This window comes from Roseitranquillus sediminis (assembly GCF_016918935.1).
Classification (GTDB): Bacteria; Pseudomonadota; Alphaproteobacteria; order Rhodobacterales; family Rhodobacteraceae; genus Roseitranquillus; species Roseitranquillus sediminis.
Map to the genome: position 1 here is coordinate 197,915 of NZ_JAFFOB010000018.1, position 20,102 is coordinate 218,016.

General features: G+C 67.1%; 17 protein-coding genes and 1 pseudogene. 7 read left to right on the forward strand and 11 right to left on the reverse strand.

All coding sequences use genetic code 11. From position 1 onward, the window contains the following. Nucleotides 1-141, forward strand: a pseudogene (locus JM664_RS19030) (IS5/IS1182 family transposase); the annotation flags it as partial. A 201-nt stretch (nt 142-342) separates the two neighbouring features. Here the strand turns inward: JM664_RS19030 and lpdA are convergent. The 4 genes from lpdA to queA all read right to left on the reverse strand — a co-directional run bounded on the left by lpdA (nt 343) and on the right by queA (nt 4,920). After that, complete coding sequence (lpdA, locus tag JM664_RS12830; RefSeq protein ID WP_227420315.1) at nt 343-1,737, reverse strand: dihydrolipoyl dehydrogenase; 1,395 nt, start codon at nt 1,735-1,737, stop codon at nt 343-345. A 124-nt stretch (nt 1,738-1,861) separates the two neighbouring features. Continuing rightward, on the reverse strand, nt 1,862-2,446 hold the full coding sequence (locus tag JM664_RS12835) for a DUF924 family protein (protein ID WP_227420316.1): 585 nt from the start codon (nt 2,444-2,446) through the stop codon (nt 1,862-1,864). Continuing rightward, complete coding sequence (locus JM664_RS12840; protein WP_406675799.1) at nt 2,443-3,717, reverse strand: MFS transporter; 1,275 nt, start codon at nt 3,715-3,717, stop codon at nt 2,443-2,445. Before JM664_RS12840 ends, JM664_RS12835 begins: the two co-directional genes overlap by 4 nt. 150 nt (nt 3,718-3,867) lie before the next feature. Then, complete coding sequence (gene queA / locus JM664_RS12845; protein ID WP_227420318.1) at nt 3,868-4,920, reverse strand: tRNA preQ1(34) S-adenosylmethionine ribosyltransferase-isomerase QueA; 1,053 nt, start codon at nt 4,918-4,920, stop codon at nt 3,868-3,870. A gap of 99 nt (nt 4,921-5,019) precedes the next feature. Here queA and bcp point away from each other — a divergent pair, with 99 nt between their 5' ends. The 3 genes from bcp to JM664_RS12860 all read left to right on the forward strand — a co-directional run bounded on the left by bcp (nt 5,020) and on the right by JM664_RS12860 (nt 7,513). Further along, nucleotides 5,020-5,487, forward strand: a complete 468-nt coding sequence (gene bcp / locus JM664_RS12850) for a thioredoxin-dependent thiol peroxidase (RefSeq protein ID WP_227420319.1) — start codon at nt 5,020-5,022, stop codon at nt 5,485-5,487. A 174-nt stretch (nt 5,488-5,661) separates the two neighbouring features. Continuing rightward, the gene (locus JM664_RS12855; RefSeq protein WP_227420320.1) at nt 5,662-6,978 is read left to right on the forward strand and encodes a DUF5930 domain-containing protein; all 1,317 of its coding nucleotides are present in this window, start codon (nt 5,662-5,664) and stop codon (nt 6,976-6,978) included. Beyond that, entirely contained in the window at nt 6,968-7,513 is a 546-nt protein-coding gene (locus tag JM664_RS12860) for a bactofilin family protein (RefSeq protein ID WP_227420321.1), read from the forward strand. The genes JM664_RS12855 and JM664_RS12860 overlap by 11 nt, the downstream gene beginning before the upstream one ends. A 767-nt stretch (nt 7,514-8,280) precedes the next feature. On the opposite strand, the gene prfB is transcribed toward JM664_RS12860, so the two are convergent. Both prfB and JM664_RS12870 read right to left on the reverse strand, forming a co-directional pair. Then, nucleotides 8,281-9,408, reverse strand: a complete 1,128-nt coding sequence (gene prfB / locus JM664_RS12865) for a peptide chain release factor 2 (RefSeq protein WP_227420322.1) — start codon at nt 9,406-9,408, stop codon at nt 8,281-8,283. 122 nt (nt 9,409-9,530) lie between these two features. Further along, entirely contained in the window at nt 9,531-11,996 is a 2,466-nt protein-coding gene (locus JM664_RS12870; RefSeq protein ID WP_227420323.1) for a penicillin-binding protein 1A, read from the reverse strand. Nucleotides 11,997-12,539: 543 nt separating this feature from the next. Between JM664_RS12870 and JM664_RS12875 the strand changes: the two genes are divergently transcribed. From JM664_RS12875 to dctP, 3 genes are read left to right on the forward strand one after another with little or no spacing between them, the layout of a single operon-like run. After that, nucleotides 12,540-13,040, forward strand: a complete 501-nt coding sequence (locus tag JM664_RS12875; protein WP_227420324.1) for a TRAP transporter small permease subunit — start codon at nt 12,540-12,542, stop codon at nt 13,038-13,040. Continuing rightward, nucleotides 13,030-14,352, forward strand: coding sequence for a TRAP transporter large permease (locus tag JM664_RS12880; protein WP_227420325.1), 1,323 nt, complete (start codon nt 13,030-13,032; stop codon nt 14,350-14,352). The genes JM664_RS12875 and JM664_RS12880 overlap by 11 nt, the downstream gene beginning before the upstream one ends. 14 nt (nt 14,353-14,366) lie before the next feature. Beyond that, nucleotides 14,367-15,458: a TRAP transporter substrate-binding protein DctP gene (dctP, locus tag JM664_RS12885; RefSeq protein WP_227420326.1), complete on the forward strand. Its 1,092-nt coding sequence runs from the start codon at nt 14,367-14,369 to the stop codon at nt 15,456-15,458. Between the two features lie 94 nt (nt 15,459-15,552). Here the strand turns inward: dctP and JM664_RS12890 are convergent, their stop codons facing one another. The 5 genes from JM664_RS12890 to JM664_RS12910 all read right to left on the reverse strand — a co-directional run bounded on the left by JM664_RS12890 (nt 15,553) and on the right by JM664_RS12910 (nt 20,071). Next, nucleotides 15,553-16,164 carry an ABC-type transport auxiliary lipoprotein family protein gene (locus JM664_RS12890; RefSeq protein ID WP_227420457.1) on the reverse strand — a complete coding sequence of 204 codons (612 nt, stop codon included), beginning with the start codon at nt 16,162-16,164 and terminating at the stop codon, nt 15,553-15,555. A gap of 5 nt (nt 16,165-16,169) precedes the next feature. After that, a complete protein-coding gene (locus tag JM664_RS12895; protein WP_227420327.1) occupies nt 16,170-17,906 on the reverse strand; it encodes an MlaD family protein in 1,737 nt (578 codons plus the stop codon). Next, complete coding sequence (locus JM664_RS12900; RefSeq protein ID WP_227420328.1) at nt 17,906-18,667, reverse strand: ABC transporter ATP-binding protein; 762 nt, start codon at nt 18,665-18,667, stop codon at nt 17,906-17,908. Before JM664_RS12900 ends, JM664_RS12895 begins: the two co-directional genes overlap by 1 nt. Further along, nucleotides 18,667-19,683 carry an MlaE family ABC transporter permease gene (locus JM664_RS12905; protein ID WP_227420329.1) on the reverse strand — a complete coding sequence of 339 codons (1,017 nt, stop codon included), beginning with the start codon at nt 19,681-19,683 and terminating at the stop codon, nt 18,667-18,669. The genes JM664_RS12900 and JM664_RS12905 overlap by 1 nt, the downstream gene beginning before the upstream one ends. A 151-nt stretch (nt 19,684-19,834) precedes the next feature. Beyond that, on the reverse strand, nt 19,835-20,071 hold the full coding sequence (locus JM664_RS12910; protein ID WP_227420330.1) for a DUF6489 family protein: 237 nt from the start codon (nt 20,069-20,071) through the stop codon (nt 19,835-19,837). Nucleotides 20,072-20,102 lie beyond the last annotated feature (31 nt).

Genomic DNA, 20,102 nt, shown 5'->3' on the forward strand with positions numbered 1-20,102 from the left:
TGTCCGCTCAAGGGAACCACCGGCGACGCCCTCTTCGCCGTCCTCTGCGCCTGCGGCCACAACCTCCGCAAGATCCTCGCCCACCTCAGGGCGCTCTTGGCTCTCCTGATCGCCGCCATCCTCGGCGCATTCAGGCCCGACAGCCCTCCCGAAATGGGCGCCGCCGGCGGCTGCCGGATTGTTCAGGCTGAACCATTTGCATCCCCAGAGTTCGGCCGGCCGATTCCAGGTGACGCGCCGCGCTCTGGTCGCGGGAAAGCGGAACTCCATCCTGCGTAACAGCGCTCGGCCCCTAAAGGCCGAGCCAGAAGGCGCGCGGCGAAGCCGCTCCGCTTCGCAACCTCAGATGTGAACCACCCGATCGTAAGCGTCGAGCACCGCCTCGTGCATCATCTCGCTGAGCGTCGGGTGCGGGAAGACCGTGTTCATCAGGTCCTCCTCCGTGGTCTCGAGCTGCCGGCCGACGACGTAGCCCTGGATCAGCTCGGTCACCTCGGCCCCTATCATGTGCGCGCCCAGCAGCTCGCCCGTCTTGGCGTCGAAGATGGTCTTGACCAGCCCCTCCTGCTCGCCCAGCGCGATCGCCTTCCCGTTGCCGATGAAGGGGAAATGGCCAACCTTGACCTCGTAGCCCAGCTCCTTCGCCTTCGCTTCGGTCCAACCGACGCTCGCCACCTGAGGCTGGCAGTAGGTGCAGCCTGCGATCGTCTCGGCCTTCACCTGGTGCACATCGTTCCGCCCTGCCACGAGCTCGGCCACCATCACGCCCTCGTGGCTCGCCTTGTGCGCCAGCCACGGTGCGCCGGCGAGATCTCCGATGGCGTAGAGCCCCTCTCCAGCACGGCAGTACTCGTCCGTCACCACGTGAGCCTTCTCGACCTTCACGCCAAGCTTCTCAAGGCCCAGACCCTCGGTGTTGCCGACGATGCCCACGGCGGAGATGACGGTGTCGAATTCCATCCTCTCGGTCTTGCCGCCGGTCTCGATCTCGGCCGTCACCTTGTCTTCCGAGCGGTCGAGCTTCTGCACGATCGCCTTCTGCATGATCTTCATGCCCTGCTTCTCGAACTGCTTCTTCGCGAAGGCCGAAATCTCGGCGTCCTCCACCGGCAGGATGCGGTCCATAACCTCGACCACCGTTGTCTCCGCGCCGAGCGTGTTGTAGAAGCTCGCGAACTCGATCCCGATGGCACCCGAGCCGATCACCAGCAGCTTTTTCGGCATGTGCGGCGGCTGCAGCGCGTGCTTGTAATTCCAGACCCGCTTGCCATCAGGCTCCAGGCCCGGCAGTTCGCGCGCCCGCGCACCCGTCGCGAGCACGATGTTCTTTGCGCCGAGCTCCTCGGTGCCTTTGTCGGTCTTCACGCTCACGCGGTCCTTCGACGGCAGGCTCGCCTCGCCCATGAAGACCGTCACCTTGTTCTTCTTCATCAGGCCCTTGACACCCGAGTTGAGCTGCTTGGCCACCGCGCGCGAGCGCTTCACCACCGCGTCGAGATCGTAGCCGATCCCGTCGGCCTTCAGCCCGAATTCCTTCGCCCGATGCATCAGGTGGAAGACCTCGGCCGAGCGCAGCATCGCCTTCGTCGGAATGCAGCCCCAATTGAGGCAGATGCCGCCCATGTGTTCGCGCTCGACGATCGCCACCTTCAGGCCAAGCTGAGCACCGCGGATCGCGCAGACGTAGCCGCCCGGCCCCGCGCCGATGACGATCATGTCGAATTGCTGGTCGGCCATGAGCCCGCCCCTCCCCTTCCTGTGCGTACTTTGATCCAACTAGCGCGCGAGCGCCGCCCGCGACACCCCCACCTCCGTCACCCGCGGCCCGTTACCCGCGCCACGAAGGCCGCGATCAGGCGTCTTACTCAGCACCCTCGGCGCTCATCGTTCTGAGCAGAGCACCATAGCCGCCTTTTTCGATGAACGCGGCCTCGGCCTTGGTGGTGTTGCGGCCGAGCGCCTCGTTCCGATAGGGAAAGCGGCCGAAGCGCCTCACGATCTCACGGTGCACCTTAGCGTGATGGAGGTTGTCCGCGCCCGTCTCCTTCATCCGAGTCAGCATCAGTCGCACGCAGCGATCCTGGTCGCTGAGGTTCTCCGAGTGCATCAGCGGCATGTAGAAGAACTGCCGCGCCGGCTCGTCGATCTTCATGTCCCAGTCGCGCGAGATGGCCATCTTGGCCGCGGCCAGCGCGGCGGCGTCGGAAGCGAAGGAACGCCTGTCGCCGCGGAACATGTTGCGCGGGAACTGATCCATCAGGATGCAGTAGGCGAGCGTTCCCGTGGCGTAGGTGAGCCAGAGCGAGTAGCCGCCCTCCTGCCCCTTCTCCCATGCCGCGAGGAAACGTTCCTGCACCTTCTCGTCCAGCTCTTCGGACTGCTTGTACCAGCCCGCAGGCCCCACCTCGTCAAGCCAGAAGGTCAGCACCTCGTCAGGAGCGATCATGGCGTGGCCTCCGCGGCTGGACGTTCGCCCACCTCCTCGACATTTTCCGCATAGACCTCCTGCGCCACTTCGAGGACCACGGGCGTCGCCGCGGCCCAGACATTCGCGTAAGGCGCCGTCTCGTCGGACGAGATCGACGCCCGCCGCGTCGCACGCCACGAAGCATAGGCCGCGAGCGCCAGCAGCAACAAGGAGATGGTGAGGAAAAATCCGCGCGGGCCGATCGCCTCCATCGCAACGCCGAGTGCGAGCGGGCCCAGAATGGCTCCAAGTCCGTTGATGAAGAGCAGTCCGCCCGAGGCACCCGCCATGTCCTCGGGCTGGAGGTAGTCGTTGGTGTAGGCCAACAGCAGCGCGTAGAGCGGGTTGGTCAGCCCGCCGACCATGAACCCGCCGATCAAGAGCGCGGTGAAGCTGCCGGCGAAGACCACGGCCAGCGCCGCCGAGAGGCCGCCGAGAGCCGAGACGATCATGATGACCCTCCGGCGGTCCACCCGGTCGCTGATCCATCCGATCGGGAACTGCAGGATCAGCCCGCCGACATAGAACGAGGCGACGAAGGTTGAGATCTGCGTCACGCTCAGTCCCTTGAGCGTGCCGTAGACGGCGGACATCCCGAACATCGCCGCGAAGACGCCGCCCGAGAGGAACATGCCGACGCAGCCTGTGGGCGAACTCCGGAACAGCCGGCGGAAGCCCATGGGCGTCGTCGTCCCGAAGGCGGGCGACGGCGCCACCGTCAGCAGGATCGGCGCGAACGAGATCGAGACCAGCACGCTCGGCACGATGAATAGGATGAAGCCCGACGGGTCGCCGAAGATCAGCACGTACTGCGCGGTCACGATCCCGAGCATCTGCACGATCATGTAGATCGACAGCAGCATCCCCCGCGTCTGATTCGTCGCCTGGTCGTTGAGCCAGCTCTCCGCCGTGACATAGACGCCGCAGAAGCAGAAGCCGATCAGGATCCTCAGGAGAATCCAGGCCCACGGCTCAGTGAGCGTCGGATAGAGGATGAGGATCGCCGAGATGAACGAGCCCAGCGCCGCGAAGACACGGATGTGCCCCACCCGCTGGATCAGGATCGGCGCAAGGCGCGAGCCGCCGAGGAAGCCCACGAAATATGCCGACATGACCACCGACATCTCGATGGTCGAGAAGCCCTCTATCCCGCCGCGGATGCCGAGCAACGTGCCCTGCAGCCCGTTGCCGATCATCAGCAGGAGCATCCCCAGAAAGAGCGGCCATGAAGAGCCGAGCGCGCCGATCATGTTCGCGCCCAATGTCCGCGTCGGATGCGCCAGTTGCTGTCTCTTCTCGTCATACTGAGCCCGTGGCTGCGCTTTCTGAACATTGCCGAGCGATGCAGACGATCGCAGGCAGTGTCCATCCGATTTAGTCGCCGCGCTGCAGCGACGCCCTCAGCCTCGCGGCAGGAGCAGCGATGCATCGCCGTAGCTGAAAAAGCGGTAACGCTGCGCGATTGCATGGGCGTAGACCTCGCGCATCCGCTCCACCCCCATCAGCGCCGAAACCAGCATCATCAAGGTGGACTTTGGCAGATGAAAGTTGGTCATCAGCCCGTCCGTCACGCGGAACCGGAAGCCCGGGGTTATGAAGATATCGGTATCGCCGCGAAAGGGCCCGATGGTGCCGTCCCGCGCCGCGGTCTCTATCAGGCGCAACGCGGTGGTACCGACCGGAATGACGCGGCCGCCCGCTGCCCGTGTCGCGGCAATCTCGTCGGCGGCCGTCTCGCTCACCTCGCCCCACTCCGCATGCATCCTGTGGTCGCGCACGTCGTCGACCTTGACCGGCAGAAACGTCCCCGCCCCGACATGCAGCGTGACATGGGTGAACGACACACCCCGCGCCTCGAGCGAGGCCAGCAGCGAATCGTCGAAATGGAGCGAGGCCGTGGGCGCGGCGACGGCGCCGGCGCGGCGGGCCCAGATGGTCTGGTAATCCTCTCGATCGGCCGCGTCCGCCGCTCGCCGCGCGGCAATATAGGGCGGCAGCGGCATCGCCCCGGCCTTCGCCAGCGCCCGGTCGAACGCCTCGCCCTCCAGATCGAAGAGGAGGCGTGCCTCGGCCCCGTCGCGCCCCGCCATCACCGCCGTCAGCCCGGAACCGAACTCGATCTGCTCGCCATCCCGCACCTTGCGGAGCGGCTTGAGCAACGCCCGCCAGCCACCGTCCGGGTCGGGCGCGAGGAGCGTCGCCTCGACCCGCGCCACGCTCGGCCCCTCCGCGCCCGCGCGTCGGCGCAGTCCGTCCAGACGAGCCGGGATCACCCGCGTGTCGTTCAGGACCAGCCGGTCGCCGGGCCGTAGAAAGGCCCCGAGGTCCGAGACGACGGCGTCGGTCAGGCCGGCGGGGTCAACGATCAGCATCCGCGCCGACGACCGCGGACGCGCCGGCCTCACGGCAATCAGCTTGTCGGGCAGGTCGAAGTCAAAGTCTGAGAGGCGCATGGCATCCCTTGGCTACTCCCGCCGACCCGCGAGCGAAAGGCCCTGTGCGGCCGGACCGCTCGCACTAGAACAGCCCCCAATGCAACAGGAGGATCCCTCATGCCCGAGCCCGGAGACATTGCGCCGGACTTCACGCTGCCGCGCGACGGCGGCGGCGATACGACGCTCTCGACGCTGCGGCCACAAAAGGTCGTGCTCTACTTCTACCCCAAGGACGACACGTCCGGCTGCACGAAGCAGGCGATCGCGTTCAGCGACCACATCGACGCGCTAGCCGAGGCAGGCGCCGTCGTGGTGGGCGTCAGCCGCGACAGCGTCGCCAAGCACGACAAGTTCCGCGACAAGCACGGGTTGAAGGTTGTCCTGCTCTCGGACGAAGTCGGTCAGGTGTGCGAGAGCTACGGCGTCTGGGTAGAAAAGAGCATGTATGGAAAGAGTTACATGGGCATCGAACGGACGACCTTCCTGATCGACGGTGACGGCCGGGTCGAGCGTGTCTGGCACAAGGTAAAGGTGCCGGGACACGCGGAGGATGTGCTTGAGGCGGTGCGGTCGACGCGATCGTGACGCAGCGTCGTCGGCGGAAACCCGCCCAGATGCTCGGCTTCCCGCCGATCCTGGAGGCGCGCCGGCCACGGGCGTTGCCTCGACGCCGCTATCCGGTCTAGCGATGCCGAAGGCCTGTACCGATGGGGAACGGACACGGGCCAACGTCAGGGGCAGTGTAGGACAGTCGAGATCGTGGCGACCGGGGGCTTTAGCAGACTGAGCAGCGCCGTTGGGCGCGTCATTCCAGAGCAACGGCTCTTTCTCAAATCGGACGACCGAACCAGGCTGGTCAGGCTGGGGCCGATTCCTCAGCTGACCGCTCTGACTGGCGTTACGCTCGTCGTCGGCTGGTCGATCCTGTCGGCGTCCATCATCGCGATGGACGCGATCGGTTCGGGCAGCCTGAGGGATCAGGCTCAGCGTGAGCGCGCGGTCTACGAGGAGCGGCTCGCTGCGCTGGCCGCCGAGCGCGACGCCCGGACGGGTGAGGCGCACCGGGCACAGGACCGTTTCGCCGCAGCGATGGATCGGATCTCGCAGATGCAAAGCGAACTGCTGTCGTCGGAAGAGCGCCGCAAGGAGCTCAGGATCGGCCTCGGCGTCGTCCAGGACACGCTGCGGCGCACGATGAACGAGCGCGACGGTGCGTCGGCCGAGGCCGAGATCCTGCAGGCGCGACTCGACGAGAGCAGCGCGGAGAACGACAGCGACGGCGTCCGCCTAGCCGAGGCCGAAGGTACTCTCGACATGCTGGCCCAGGCACTGACGCAGACCGCGGTGGAACGCGACACTCTGGCCGGCGTCGCAGCCGAGTCGCAGGCCTACGTCGAGGAACTGGTCCTCGACTCGCAGCTCGCGGCGGAGCGCAACGACCGCATCTTCGCCCAGCTCGAGGAGGCGGTGAGCGTCTCGATGGAGCCACTCGACGAGATGTTCCGATCGGTTGGGCTGGAGCCCGATACGCTTCTCGAGAAGGTTCGCAGCGGCCGCGAACCGCAGCAACTTGGCTCGATCCGCCTCTCGACCAAGGGCGGCGAGCCGCACGCCGACGCGACGCGTGCCAACGGCATCCTCAACCGCCTGTCCGAGATGGACGCCTACCGCGAGGCGACCGAGAAGGCGCCCTTCGCCGTGCCGCTCAAGACCGCCTACCGTCACACCAGCGGATTCGGCCCGCGCTGGGGCCGCCAGCACGAGGGTACCGACTTCGCCGGCGCCCACGGCAGCCCCATCCTCGCCACTGCGGACGGCGTCGTCACCTTCGCGGGCCGGCAGTCCGGCTACGGCAACATCGTGAAGATCCGCCACGAATTCGGGATCGAGACGCGCTACGCCCATCTCTCGCGTCTCAAAGTGGAGGTCGGGCAAAGGGTCTCGCGCGGCGATCAGATCGGTGATATGGGGAACACGGGACGATCGACCGGCACTCATCTGCACTACGAGGTGCGGGTCAACGGCACCCCGATCGACCCGATGACCTATATCAAGGCTGCACGCGATGTTCTCTAAGAGCAGGATCAACGAGACCGGCGCCAAGCCGGGCGAAGTCGAAGGCCGCGCGCCCGAGGCACCGAAGTCGTCTCAGGACTTCGCTCCAACCTCCGCACCCAAGCCGAAGCCTCCGGCCTCGGTCCTGTCGTCCGACCTGACGATCAAGGGCAACATCAAGACGAGCGGCGACATCACCGTCGAGGGCACGATCGAGGGCGACATCCGCGCGCACCTGCTGACAGTCGGCGAGGGCGCCACTGTCAAGGGCGAAGTGGTCGCCGACGACGTCGTGGTGAACGGTCGTGTTGTGGGCCGCGTGCGCGGTCTCAAGGTACGGCTGACCTCTACTGCACGTGTTGAAGGCGACATCATCCACAAGACCATCGCGATCGAAAGTGGCGCGCATTTCGAAGGCTCCGTCCAGCGGCGTGATGATCCTCTCAACGGCCAGCAGGCTGCGCGCCCGCCGGGGCAGCAGCCCCAGCCGGCGCCGCAGCCGCGGGCCGACCAGTCGAACGCGCAGCCGGCAGCGGCCACCGCTGCCAAGGGTTAAGCAAGAGCCGCCGCGCCACCGGCGCCGGCGGCTCTTTCGTAGCGCCCGCTGCAGAATCGAGCACCCAGAAGCGGCGCGGCATGGAGCGTGCATCGTCAGATCGCCGGACGCTCTCAGGATCGCCGCGGAGATCGACAGCGCCTGCAAACACCGCGAAAGCGAGCGACCAGAGCGTTATCAGCCAGCGATCCACGAAGACCGCGATGACGCTCACGATCGTCCCGGTGACGAGGTCCCAACTCCCGATCCTTCCTTGGGGGCCGCATACTGAGTCGGGAAGAGTCCGACACGGTCCAGAACATGGCGAATGCGCCCAGCCCCGCTGCGCCGCGTGAGCCGTTCCAGACGCCCGGGTGATGAGCTACGAAAGAGCGACGTCGCTCCAGGCCACGACAACAAGCCGCCACGCGCGACCCGGAGCACGGCCACATCCCCGTCTCTGCGCGATGTCTTCCCCGTGTAAACCGGCGGCTCGTCTGGTGAGGGCCAGTCGCGGGACCACCCGAACGGCCGCGATTCCCGTCTTCGTGTCGAGTATGTGCTTCGCGCCTGCGTCGTACTGGCGACGGCCAGAGCTCATGAGCCGTCAAGCGACGGATCATCTTCGCGCCCCGAGGCGTCTCGCCGGACCTGCCTTTACGCCGTGCTGGCCACGTCGGCCGAGGCTTGCGCCTCCTTCGGAACATTCGCCTTCAATTCTGCGACGCGTTCGCGACTCAGGTCGCCCTCCGTGAGTGAAGTACTAAAGAGAGGATACTCGTTACGCCTCACTCCTCGGCACGGGCCTCCGCGCGACTTTTGCCTGCTACGTCCATCGCCAGCGTCGCCGCCATGAAGCGGTCGAGATCGCCGTCGAGGACGCCGCCCGTGTCCGAGGTTTCGACACTGGTCCTGAGGTCCTTCACCATCTGGTAGGGCTGCAGGACGTAGCTGCGGATCTGGTTGCCCCAGCCGGCGTCGCCCTTTGCGTCATGGGCTTCCTGGATCGAGGCGTTCCGCCGGTCGAGTTCCATCTGGTAGAGGCGCGATTTCAGCGCGGCCATGGCGTTGGCGCGGTTCTGGTGTTGCGACTTTTCCGACGAGGTCACCACGATGCCGGTCGGGATGTGGGTGATCCTGACCGCCGAGTCGGTCGTGTTGACGTGCTGCCCTCCAGCACCGCTCGATCGGTAGGTGTCGATGCGGATCTCGTTCGACGGCACCTCGATTTCAATGTTTTCGTCGACCACCGGATAGACCCAGACCGAGCTGAACGACGTGTGCCGCCGCGCCGCGCTGTCGTAGGGCGAGATCCGGACCAGCCGGTGCACCCCCGACTCGCTCTTGAGCCAGCCGTAGGCGTTGGGGCCGATGATCTTGTAGGCGGCCGACTTGATCCCCGCTTCCTCGCCCGCGCTTTCCGAGATCAGCTCGACCTTGTAGCCATGCTTTTCGGCCCAGCGGACGTACATCCGCGCCAGCATCGCCGCCCAGTCGCAGCTCTCGGTGCCGCCGGCGCCCGCGTTGATCTCGAGGAAGGTGTCGTTGCCGTCCGCCTCGCCGTCGAGCAGCGCCTCGATCTCGGCCGCTGCCGTCCGGTCCACAAGACCCTTCAGCGCCGCCTCGGCCTCGGCCACGATGTCGGCGTCGCCCTCCGTCTCGCCCAGCTCGATCAACTCGACATTGTCGCTGAGCTCGCGCTGAAAGGTCTCGTAGCGCGTTATCGCGTCGACCAGCGCCTGCCGCTCGCGCATCAGCTTCTGCGCGCGCTCCGGGTCGTTCCAGAGGTCCGGGTCCTCGACGCGCGCATCGAATTCCTCGAGCCGATGCGCCGCGGTGTCCCAGTCCATCCGCTGCCGCAGCAGGTTCAGCGACTTCTGGATCGCCTGCACGTGGTTCTGGGTCTCCGCCCGCATTCCCGTCCTCCGGCTTGTCAGACGCGGGTGATATCAATGGCCCCCTGTCGCGGCAAGGTAGGGGTCGCGCTCGCGAAGCGGCCGGCCGAGGGGATTCGATGCCCCCTCGGCCCGCGCCCCCGTCAGTAGAGCCCGCCCGAGGAGAGCGAGCCGAAGCTTGCCCGGCCGGGGATTCGCGTGACCTCGCCGGTCGAGGTCCTGACGGTCTCGCCATCGTCGCTCTCGCCCGGCGCGAAGAGCGGCAGGTCGGCGGCCATGGCGAAGCCGCCGTCAAAGGTGATTCCGAAGAGCGGGACCTCGCCGTCGCGGAAGAACTCCGCCACCACGTTGTCGCCGCTCGCACCTTCGGGCAGGCGCGCGCCGGTGAAGCGGTCGATATTGATGAAGTGGCCGCCTGGCGGAACTTCGAACGGGCCGCCGCCGTACTTCTCCACCGCCGTCTCCATGAAGCTCTGGAACACCGGCCCGCACATGCTCGACCCGTAGGCGCTGGCGCCCAGCGAGCGCGGCTGGTCGTGCCCGATGTAGCAGCCCGCCACGATGTTCGAGGTGAACCCGATGAACCAGACGTCCTTGGCGTCGTTCGTGGTGCCGGTCTTGCCCGCGGTCGGAACCGGCAGATCCACCGCGCCCGATGCCGTGCCGCGGTCCACAACGCCCTTCATCATCGAGGTGAGCTGATAGGCCGTGATGGCATCCATCACGCGCTCGCGCTCGGAACGGACCTGCGGCGCCCGCCCCGGCTCGAGCATCGAGCTTTCACAGTCGACGCACTCGCGCTTGTCGTGACGGTAGATCGTCGTGCCCCAGCGGTCCTGAACACGGTCGACGAGCGTCGGCTCAACCCGCTCTCCTCCGTTGGCGAACATCGCGTAGGCGGCGACCATCCGGTAGAGCGTCGTCTCCTCGGAGCCGAGCGAGTTGGCGAGGTAGGGGCTCATCCGGTCGTAGACGCCGAAGCGCTCGGCATAGCGGGCGACGGTGTCCATCCCGACCTCCTGCGCCAGGCGCACGGTCATAAGGTTGCGCGACTGCTCAATGCCGGTGCGGAGCGGCGTCGGGCCGTAGTAGCGGTTCGACGAGTTCTGCGGCCGCCAGATCCCCTGCGCCGTCTCCACTTCGATCGGCGCGTCAACGATGATGGTCGCCGGCGTGAACCCGCTGTCGAGCGCAGCGGCATAGACAAACGGCTTGAAGGACGAGCCGGGCTGGCGCGTTGCCTGCGTCGCGCGGTTGAAGACGGAGTGCTGATACGAAAATCCGCCCTGCATCGCCAGCACGCGGCCAGTCTGCACGTCCATCGCCATGAACGCGCCTTCGACCTCGGGCACCTGGCGCAGCGACCAGCCCTCTGCCGTCTCGGCGACGTGGACCACGTCGCCCACGTCCAGCATCTCAGCCATCGGCTCGCGCACCCAGTCGGTGTCCGAGCGTAGGATCGTCTGCGGTTCCTCGACTCCCTCGACGCCAATGCGCGCCGCATCCTCGCCGACCTCCAGGACGACAGCCGGCCGCCAGTCCTCGATGTCGCGCGCAACGTCCACCGAGGTCAGCGCCTGCCGCCAGTCGTCGAGCGCCTCCGCGGCAATTGTCTCGCCGGTGCCGCGCCAGACGCCGCGGCCCCGATCGTACTGCTCTAGGCCGGTGCGGAGCGCCCGCGCCGCTTCGGCCTGCAGCTCGGGGTCGACCGTCGCGCGGATCGTCAGGCCGCCGCCGAAGAACTCCTCCTCGCCGAAGTCGCGGCTGAGCTGGCGGCGGATCTCGTCGGTGAAGTAGCCGCGCGGCGGCAGCTCGGCACGGTAGCCCTCGAAATCCTCGTTCTGCACGGTCAGCAGCGGCGCGACACGCGCCTCGTCGTAATCCGCGCGGTCGATATAGCCGTTCTCGTACATCTCGCGCAGCACGAAGTTGCGCCGCGTTATCGCTGCCTCCTTGTCGCGCACTGGATGCAACGACGCGGGCCTCTGCGGCAACGCGCCGAGGTAGGCCGCCTCACCCAGCGTGAGCTCCGAGAGCGCCTTGTTGAAGTAGGTCTGCGCCGCCGCCGCCACGCCGTAGGAGTTCTGCCCCAGGTAGATCTCGTTGAGGTAGAGCTCGAGGATGTCCTCCTTGTCGAGCGCCTCCTCCACGCGTGCGGCCAAGATCAGCTCCTTGACCTTGCGCTCGGCGGAACGGTCCGACGACAGCAGGAAGTTCTTCATCACCTGCTGCGTGATGGTCGAGGCGCCGCGCAATCGCCCGCCCTGCGCCGCGTCGACCGCCGCCGCGATCATGCCGCGCGGGTCGTAGCCCTTGTGGCTGTAGAAGTTCTTGTCCTCGGCCGAGATGAACGCCTGCTTGACCAGCGGAGGGATGTCTTCGGACGGAACGAAGAGGCGCCGTTCCTCCGCAAACTCGTCGATGATGCGGCCCTCACGGTCATAGATGCGGCTGATCGTCGGCGGCGCATAGTTTGCGAGCTGCTCATGATTCGGCAGGTCGCGGCCGTACATCCAGAGGACCGCGCCGACCGTCAGCGCGGCCATGACAGCGCCGATGGTCAGCCAGCTGAATATTCCGCCGAAGAAGGAAAGGATGAATCGGATCAAGGCCACCGCCCCTCTTGGACCGACAAGCTCCCTCTATACGTCCCGGTCGCGCGGCGGTCAAAACGCCGGAGCCGGTTCCACGGCCCATTTCCGCTGCGTCACGGTCACGTCACGGTGAGATCAGGATCAGCGCGTTCAGCGCCGGCGCTTGATGATGAGCGGGATCAGGAACTTGCCCCATGCCGCTCGCCGAAAACTGCGAATATCGTCAACAACGCCAGCACCCGGTTCGCCGGTCCGGCGAACAGCATGTTCGCGACCGGGAAGCCGAAGAAGGCACTCGTCCGCAGCCGGAGGTCCTTGCGCCGTAAGAGCCATGATGGGATCGCGGACCCTCCCGAGGCACGGCGCGACCGTAGCTGACGCCCACTCGGGCCAGCTCGCGCGGCACGATATGCAAGCTCTCCTGCCTGCTCCTTCCGGTAGCCGCCGCACCTCGCGTTGGAGGATGACCCAGCGTCGCGAACACCGAGGCGGTTTGACTGAAGCGCCGCACCTTGTCATTCGTTGCGCGGCCATCGTGGCTTCGGGAGGGCAGTGACCATGCGCGCCATCGACGCGTTGAATGAGGCTGTGGGTCGCGTCGTGTCGGTTCTCGCCATCGTCTTTGCCGTGATCATCATCTTCGATGTCGTGATGCGCTACGCGTTCAACGCGCCGACGCGCTGGGCCTTCGACGTATCCAAAATGCTATACGGTTTTTACTTCATCATGCTCGGCGGCTATGCGCTGCGTCACCAGGCGCACGTGCGGGTGGACCTGCTGATCGAACGGTTCGGCAGCAACGTGCGCCGCTGGGTCGAGGCGGCGGGATACGGCATATTCTTCTTTCCCTTCGCGTACGTCTTTCTCGTGCGGTCCTATGACTTTGCCATGACGTCTTGGAGCCAGCGCGAGACGACCTACGGTGCCGTACAGCTGCCGGTCTATCCGCTCAAGATCGCGCTTTGCGTGGCGGCGGCGCTGCTGCTCCTGCAGGGCATCTCCGAGTTCCTGAAGCTTGTCCTGAACAAGAAGCGTGAGGAGTTCGGCAATGGGTCCTGAGGCGATCGCTCTCTGCATGTTCGGACTGCTGCTGCTCGGCCTTTTCATGGGCCACCCGCTCGCCTTCGTGCTGGGCGGTTCGGCGGTGCTTGGCGCTGTCATCGCCGGCAAGACGATGGTGCTCGGCATCGTCGTGAACCGGATCTTCGGCGACGTGCTCGACAACTACACGCTCATCGCGATCCCGCTCTTCGTCCTGATGGCGCGGTTCCTGTCGGACAGCGGCGTCACGGACCGGATGTTCGAATCGCTACGGCTGTTGATGTCGAACGTGCGCGGTGGCCTGGCGCTGGCGGTCGTCTTCATCTCGATCCTGCTCGCTGCCACGACCGGCATCATCGGCGCCTCGATCACGGTGATGGGCGTCATGGCACTGAAGCCGATGCTGCGCTACGGCTACGCGCCCACCCTGACGACCGGCGTCATCGCCGCGTCGGGATGCCTCGGCATCCTGATCCCGCCGTCGATCATGCTGATCCTTATGGCGTCCTACTCGCCGCTGTCGGTGGGCGAACTCTTCGCCGGCGCGATGATCCCGGGCGTCCTGCTGGGTCTGCTTTATGCGGCTTGGGTCGCGATCGTCGCGGTGGTTCGCCCGGACATGGCTCCCTCGGTCGAACCCGAGGAGAAGCTGCCGCGAAGCGAGCTCCTGAAGATGCTCGCGCTGGAGGCGGTGCCGCCGCTGGTCCTGATCTTCGGCATCCTCGGCTCGCTGCTCGCCGGCATCGCCACGGCGACCGAGGCATCGGCCATCGGCGCGGCGCTCGCGCTCCTCATCGTCGTCATTCGGCGCAAGTTCGAGTGGCGGACCTTCTACGGCGCGATGATCGAGACCGGGCGCACCTCTGCGATGATCCTCTTCATCGTGGTCGGGGCCACTGCCTTCACCGGCGTATTCAACATCACCGGCGGCCTGCGCGCGACGCAGGAGGCGATCCGCGGCCTCGAGATGGAGCCGTGGATGCTGATCGCGACAATGATGTTCATCGTCTTCATCCTTGGCGCGTTCCTCGACTGGACCGGCATCGTACTGCTCTCGTTCCCTATCTTCCTGCCGATTGTGCAGGAGATGGACGTGAGCCTCCTGTGGTTCGTCGTGCTGATGGCGGTCGTGCTGCAGACCTCTTTCCTGACGCCGCCGTTCGGCTACGCGCTCTTCTACCTGCGCGCCATTGCGCCACCCACAGTGCGCACCAGCAGCATCATCAAGGGGGTGATGCCGTTCATCGTCCTCATCGTGCTCATGTGCATCCTGGTCGCGGTGTTTCCCGGCCTCGTCACATGGCTTCCGACAGCCCTCTACACGCAATGAAGGGAGAATTGCGAATGACCACCCGAATGACCCTGGCCGGAGCGGCCGCGGCCGCCGTGACCCTCAGCGGGCCGGCGCTCGCCCAGCAGACCTGGCAGATGACGTCGACCTGGCCGTCCTCGCTCGAGCTCATCGAGATCGACCGCCATTTCGTCGAGCTGGCCAACCAGCTGACTGGCGACGACCTGCAGATCGAGTTCTACGAGGGCGGCGCGCTCGTCCCCGCGGGCGAAGTCTTCGGCGCGGTCGAGTCCGGCACCATACAGGCGGGCGCCGACTGGCCCGGCTACTGGGCCGGTCGCGACGCAGCCTTCTCGCCGCTCGCCACCACACCCGCGCTCTTCAACGCGGTCGACTACGTCAACTGGATCCAGCAGTGGGGCGGCGGCGACCTCTACGACGAGATCTACGGCCAGTTCGGCATGGTCTACTTGCCCTACGGCGTGACGAACAACGAGTCGGGCTTCCGCACCGGCGAACCGATCCGGAGTCTCGAAGACCTGCAGGGCAAGCGCCTGCGCCTCTCGGGCCTGGAGCAGGGCCGCATTCTCGAGCAGCTGGGCGGCAGCCAGGTCTCCATGGCCGGCGGCGAAATCTACCAGGCGCTCGAGCGCGGCGTCATCGACGGCGCCGAGTTCTCGACGCCCAACGTCGACTGGTCCGCGGGCTTTCAGCAGGTGACTGACGCCTGGGCGCTGCCGGGCTGGCACCAGTCCGCCTCCGTCTTCGGCGTGATGATCAACCAGCAGGCCTGGGACCAGCTCTTGGACGAGACAAAAGAAAAGCTTCAGATCGCCGCCGACGCGACGCTGCTATGGTCGCTTGCCTTCACCGAGAAGCGCGCGAGCGAAGCCTACGCCCAGTTCCAGGATGCGGGCATCGAGATCACGCGCTACGATGACGAGACGCTGGACGAGATCCAGAACATCGCCAACAACGTGATCCAGGAAGTCTCGTGCGAGAACCCGAATTCGGCGAAGGTCTATCTCAGCATGCTCGAGTACCTGCAGGACTACTCTGGCTGGCGCGACGCGTCGGCGCCCTACAACCTGGGCCGCACGCCAAACGGGCCGGACATCGAGGCGATCCGCGCCTGCGCCGGGTAATCGGCTGATCGGAAGGATGACGAGGGGCCGGCCGCCGTGCCGGCCCTCTTTGCATTTGCGGTGCGGCGAGCGCGTCAGCGTCGCCAAACGGAGCCTAGCTCGAAACGCCGCCGGCCCAGTCCGCGACCGCCTGCAGGACCCCCGTCATGGCGACATCGAATGCAGGCACCGTGGCCGCCGCCGTCGGGGCCGCGGCAGGTACACTCTGCGCGAAGGTTCGGGAGGAGAGGATGCGACGGTCGTCCCCGACCAGCGCGGCTCGCATTCGCACGACGACCCGAACCTCCTCGGTCGCCGGGTCCACCTCTGCTTGGAACGCCTGCACGTCGACCAGCAGGTACAGGTCCGGGTCGGGCCGCACGCTCCCGGTTGAGACGAGCGCGTACCGCCCGGTGTTCGTGAGCGAGCGCGCCAGCAGCAACTGGATCAGGTCGCCAGTCTCGTCGGCCCAGCGCGCCTGGGGCAGGTATTCGACCTGCAGCGGCCCCGGCTTGATGACGATGCGGTCCGTCGAGAGCGCGCCGGAGGTGGTCGGGACCTCGACCAGCAGATGGGCGCGACCGCTGCCGCCGCTCCGCGGTGCAACCGGCGTCAGCTCGTAGACCTCAGCCCGCTCGCCGGCCGCCGTGATCGTGGAGACTGCGGCGCAGCCGCCGACGGCGCACAGCCCCAGCGAAAGCACCACACCTCGGATCAGCCGCTCCATTGCGCTCACCTCCCGAACTCCGGCGCGGAGTTGCCGAAGAAGAATCGCGCCGGGTCTCGTTCGATTCGTCCCACGAGACGCTCCAGTTGCGCAACGAGGTCCTGCGCCTCCCGCGCGAAGCGGGTGATCTCGGGCAGGCCGCGCTCGGCGAAATCGCGGATCGGCGGGGTACTGCCACTCACTGCTCCGCCGATCTCCTCCACCAGCGTCCGCGTCCGCGCCGCGGTAGTGCGCAGGTCGGCGGCGATGGCGGGCACGTCCTCGGAAAGCGCGGCCATGGTGCTCTCCACCTGAGCGGCCGCGGCGCGGACATCGGCCATCGCCGGGCCGACATCCGTCTCGATGACCTGTTCGGCGCCCGCGAAGGCGCCTTCGGCAGCGTCGAGCGTCCCCGTTCCCGATTCAAGCGCCGCGTCGAGGCGGTCGAGCGTCGTCTGCGCCCGCTCCAGTGTCCCGGTGGCCGAGGCGAGAGCGGTACGCGCCGAGGCGGTCAGCGGCTCCAGCCCGTCGGAGAGCGATGCGAGATCCGCCTCGACCGACGTCATAACCCGATCCGCGGTCGTCACCGCGCCGCGCACATCCTCGACCAGGGCCGGCACCTCGTCCGCGACGGCATCCCGCAAGGCCGCCGCCGCGGTATTGACGGTGTCAAGCGTGCCGCGCGCTTCGGCCACGAGCGCCGCGCCATCGTCATCCACCAGCGCCTCGAAGTCATTCGACGCGCTCTCGACGGCATCGAACGACGCCTGCGCGTCGATCAGCGTCGTGTCGACCGCCTCCAGCGTCCGGCCGAGCTCGACCAGCCGCGCGTCCGCCAAGTCTGCCGTGGCGCCGAAACGCGACGTGACCTCGGCCAGCGCGCCCATCGCGTCGGCCACGGCGTAGTCGACGGATTCGATGGCGTTCGACAGCTCTGCCGCGACGCGCGGGACCTCCGTCTCGATCACGACGTTTGCGGTGTCGAACGTGGTGCCGACAGAATTCAGCGCCCCGGTCGCGGAACGCATCGTGGTCTCGGCCTCGGCGATGGTCTCCCGCGCCACGACCAGCGTCTCGTCGAGGGTCCCGAGCGTGGTCTGAATGCTGCCTCCGAGCGTGTCGAGGCGGTCGGTGAACTGCGTGATCTCCGCCGTCGCCGACGCCACCGTCTGCGATATCGTCGAGAAGTCCGACAGCGCCTGATCGAGGGCGCCGGACGACTCGCTCAGGTTCTGCAGGATATTCACCACCCGTGCCTGATTTTCCGGTCCGGCGAACTGCTGCAGCTGAGCGAGCAGGACGGTCGCCTCGGTGACGAGGTCCGGAGCGTCCTCGGTCAGCGCCTGCACGACCGACCGCTCGGACTCGATGACGGGCACCGCCCGGTCGGAGACGGCCGCGAGCAGCGGCGCATCGGCGCTGCCGCCGCTCAGCGAGACGAAGGAGACGCCGGTGACGCCCTGCGCCTGCAGCTGCGCCACCGTGTCGGTGCGCACCGGCGTGTCGGCGGCAACCTCGATGCGGACCCGCACGCGCGGATCGTCCGGAACCAGCGCCAGGTCCACCACCTGCCCGACCGACAACCCGTTGAAGCGCACCTCGCTCGCCTGCCCCAGGCCGGAGACGCTCTCAAAGTAGATGTCGTAGAACGCGTACTGCCGGTCGAGCTGGACCCGCGCGAGCCAGACGAAGAAGCCGAGCCCCACCAGGATGCCGAGGATCGTGAAGGCGCCGATCAGGACGTAGTTGGCCTTGATCTCCATCAGGCCCGCCTCGCCGCCCGCGCCCGCGGCCCGTGGAAGTAGGCGCGGACCCAGGGGTGGTCGACCTCCAGCATGTCCTCCATCGTCCCCGTCACCAGAACCCGCTTTTCCGCCAGCACCGCGATCCTGTCACAGATCGCCGTCAGGCTGTCGAGGTCATGGGTCACGAAGAAGACCGTCAGGCCAAGCGCAGACTGGAGCTGCGCGATCAGTTCGTCGAAGGCGGCGGCGCCGATCGGATCGAGGCCGGCCGTCGGCTCGTCGAGGAAGACGATCTCGGGGTCGAGCGCCAGCGCGCGCGCCAAGCCCGCGCGCTTGCGCATCCCACCCGACAGCTCGGACGGGTACTGGTCCGCGGCCTTCGCCGGCAGCCCGGCCATGCCGAGCTTGAGGTCCGCGAGCGCGCGCATCGTCTCAGGCTCGAGATCGAGTTTCTCGCGCATCGGCGCCTCGACGTTCTGCCGCACCGTGAGCGACGAGAAGAGCGCGCCGTCCTGAAACATCACGCCCCACCGGCGGCCCACCGCCTCGCGCTCGGCATCCGTCGCGCGCAGGACGTCGACGTCCAGCACCCGCACCGATCCCGCGTCCGGCCGCAGCAGGCCAACGATCGCGCGCAGGAGCACCGACTTGCCGGTGCCCGAGCCTCCGACCACGCCCAGCACCTCGCCCCGCCGCACGTCGAGGTCGAGGCCGTCGTGCACGACGTGGCTGCCAAACTGGTTCCTGAGGCCCCGGACTTCGACGACGTTGTCGCCCATCAGACCCCCACCAGCGCGAAGAAGATCGAAAAGAGCGCGTCCGCCACGATCACCATGAAGATCGAGATGACCACCGACCGCGACGTCAGCCGGCCCAGCGACTCCGCGTTGCCGCCCACGGCGAAGCCCTGGTGGCACCCCACGATGCCCACGATCAGCGCGAAGAACGGCGCCTTGATGAGGCCGACGGCATAGTGCCAGACGTCCACCCCCTCACCCAGCCTGGTGCGGAACATGGCCGGCGAGACGCCGAGCTCAATCCACGACATGATCGCGCCGCCGACGAGGCCCATCAGGTTCGCGACCAGCCCGAGGATCGGCAGCACCAGGACCAGCGCCAGCACCCTCGGCACCACCAGCACCTCGACCGGGTCAAGGCCCAGCGTCCGCATCGCGTCCACCTCCTCGCGCATCTTCATCGAGCCGATGGCGGCAGTGAAGGCCGCGCCAGAGCGGCCGGCCACGATGATTGCGGTCAAGAGAATGCCGAGCTCGCGCAGGATCGAGATCGCGATCAGGTCGACGACAAAGACCTCGGCGCCGAACTGCCGGAGCTGCGCCGCGCCCTGAAACGCCAGCACGACGCCGATCAGGAACGCCATCAGCGACACGATCGGCACGGCATCGACACCGATCGACTGCATGTGCGCCACCAGCGGCGTCAGACGGATCCGGCCCGGACGCAGCGCCAGCCGTCCGATCCGGGCCAGCGTCAGGCCGAGGAAGCCCACCACCTCGGCCACCTCTGCCGCGCCCCCGGCAGTACGTCGCCCGACGCGGTCGAGCCATGCCGCGACGGAAGGGCGCGCCGCCGGCCCCTGTTCCTCCGCCCACTGGGCCCGACCGACGAGTTCGAGGAGCTCGTGCTGCGAGGCGGATGCGCCATGAACCTCGCCGCCCAGGCGCGTCACCAGCCACGCGCCCGCCGTGTCGAGCCGGTCCACAGCGGAGATGTCGACCATCTCAGGCGCCACTCCGTCGAGCGCGCGGCTGAGGCGGTCGATGTCCTCTACCATGACGTCGCCTCGCAGCCGCACGCAAGTTCGCCCGCCTCCGTCCAGGACTTCGGCGCTCGCGCGCCCGGTTGTCTCGCCTGCTGGCACAGTTACGGCAGCCGTGCGTCGCGAGGGCGCGCAGGCACTTCCTCTCGGCAAGCCGGCAGACGCTTCACTCGCGCCGCGTGCCCGTCATCTGGGAGAAGAGCTTCTGCATCTGCTCGAAGCCCTGCATTCCGGCGGGCAGCCACATCTTCATGGCCTCCTCCGGGCTCATCGCGCGGGTGGCGGCGGCCATCTTCTCCTGCATCTCCTTCATGATCTGGTCCTGGATCGGCTTGACGTCCGGCAGGCCGAGGAACGTCCGGGCCTCCTCAGGCGTGCAGTCGACATCGACGGTGATCTTCATCGCGATCCTCCTGTGCGGCGGGCGGAGTTCG

Excerpts from the sequence above, each read along its gene's own strand:
- JM664_RS12890 (WP_227420457.1), bottom strand. The coding sequence starts at position 16,164 with ATGGAGCGGCTGATCCGAGGTGTGGTGCTTTCGCTGGGGCTGTGCGCC.
- JM664_RS12880 (WP_227420325.1), top strand. The coding sequence starts at position 13,030 with ATGGGTCCTGAGGCGATCGCTCTCTGCATGTTCGGACTGCTGCTGCTC.
- dctP (WP_227420326.1), top strand. The coding sequence starts at position 14,367 with ATGACCACCCGAATGACCCTGGCCGGAGCGGCCGCGGCCGCCGTGACC.
- lpdA (WP_227420315.1), bottom strand. The coding sequence starts at position 1,737 with ATGGCCGACCAGCAATTCGACATGATCGTCATCGGCGCGGGGCCGGGC.
- JM664_RS12910 (WP_227420330.1), bottom strand. The coding sequence starts at position 20,071 with ATGAAGATCACCGTCGATGTCGACTGCACGCCTGAGGAGGCCCGGACG.
- JM664_RS12835 (WP_227420316.1), bottom strand. The coding sequence starts at position 2,446 with ATGATCGCTCCTGACGAGGTGCTGACCTTCTGGCTTGACGAGGTGGGG.
- JM664_RS12905 (WP_227420329.1), bottom strand. The coding sequence starts at position 19,683 with ATGGTAGAGGACATCGACCGCCTCAGCCGCGCGCTCGACGGAGTGGCG.
- prfB (WP_227420322.1), bottom strand. The coding sequence starts at position 9,408 with ATGCGGGCGGAGACCCAGAACCACGTGCAGGCGATCCAGAAGTCGCTG.
- JM664_RS12895 (WP_227420327.1), bottom strand. The coding sequence starts at position 17,906 with ATGGAGATCAAGGCCAACTACGTCCTGATCGGCGCCTTCACGATCCTC.
- JM664_RS12875 (WP_227420324.1), top strand. The coding sequence starts at position 12,540 with ATGCGCGCCATCGACGCGTTGAATGAGGCTGTGGGTCGCGTCGTGTCG.
- queA (WP_227420318.1), bottom strand. The coding sequence starts at position 4,920 with ATGCGCCTCTCAGACTTTGACTTCGACCTGCCCGACAAGCTGATTGCC.
- JM664_RS12900 (WP_227420328.1), bottom strand. The coding sequence starts at position 18,667 with ATGGGCGACAACGTCGTCGAAGTCCGGGGCCTCAGGAACCAGTTTGGC.
- JM664_RS12860 (WP_227420321.1), top strand. The coding sequence starts at position 6,968 with ATGTTCTCTAAGAGCAGGATCAACGAGACCGGCGCCAAGCCGGGCGAA.
- JM664_RS12840 (WP_406675799.1), bottom strand. The coding sequence starts at position 3,717 with ATGATCGGCGCGCTCGGCTCTTCATGGCCGCTCTTTCTGGGGATGCTC.
- bcp (WP_227420319.1), top strand. The coding sequence starts at position 5,020 with ATGCCCGAGCCCGGAGACATTGCGCCGGACTTCACGCTGCCGCGCGAC.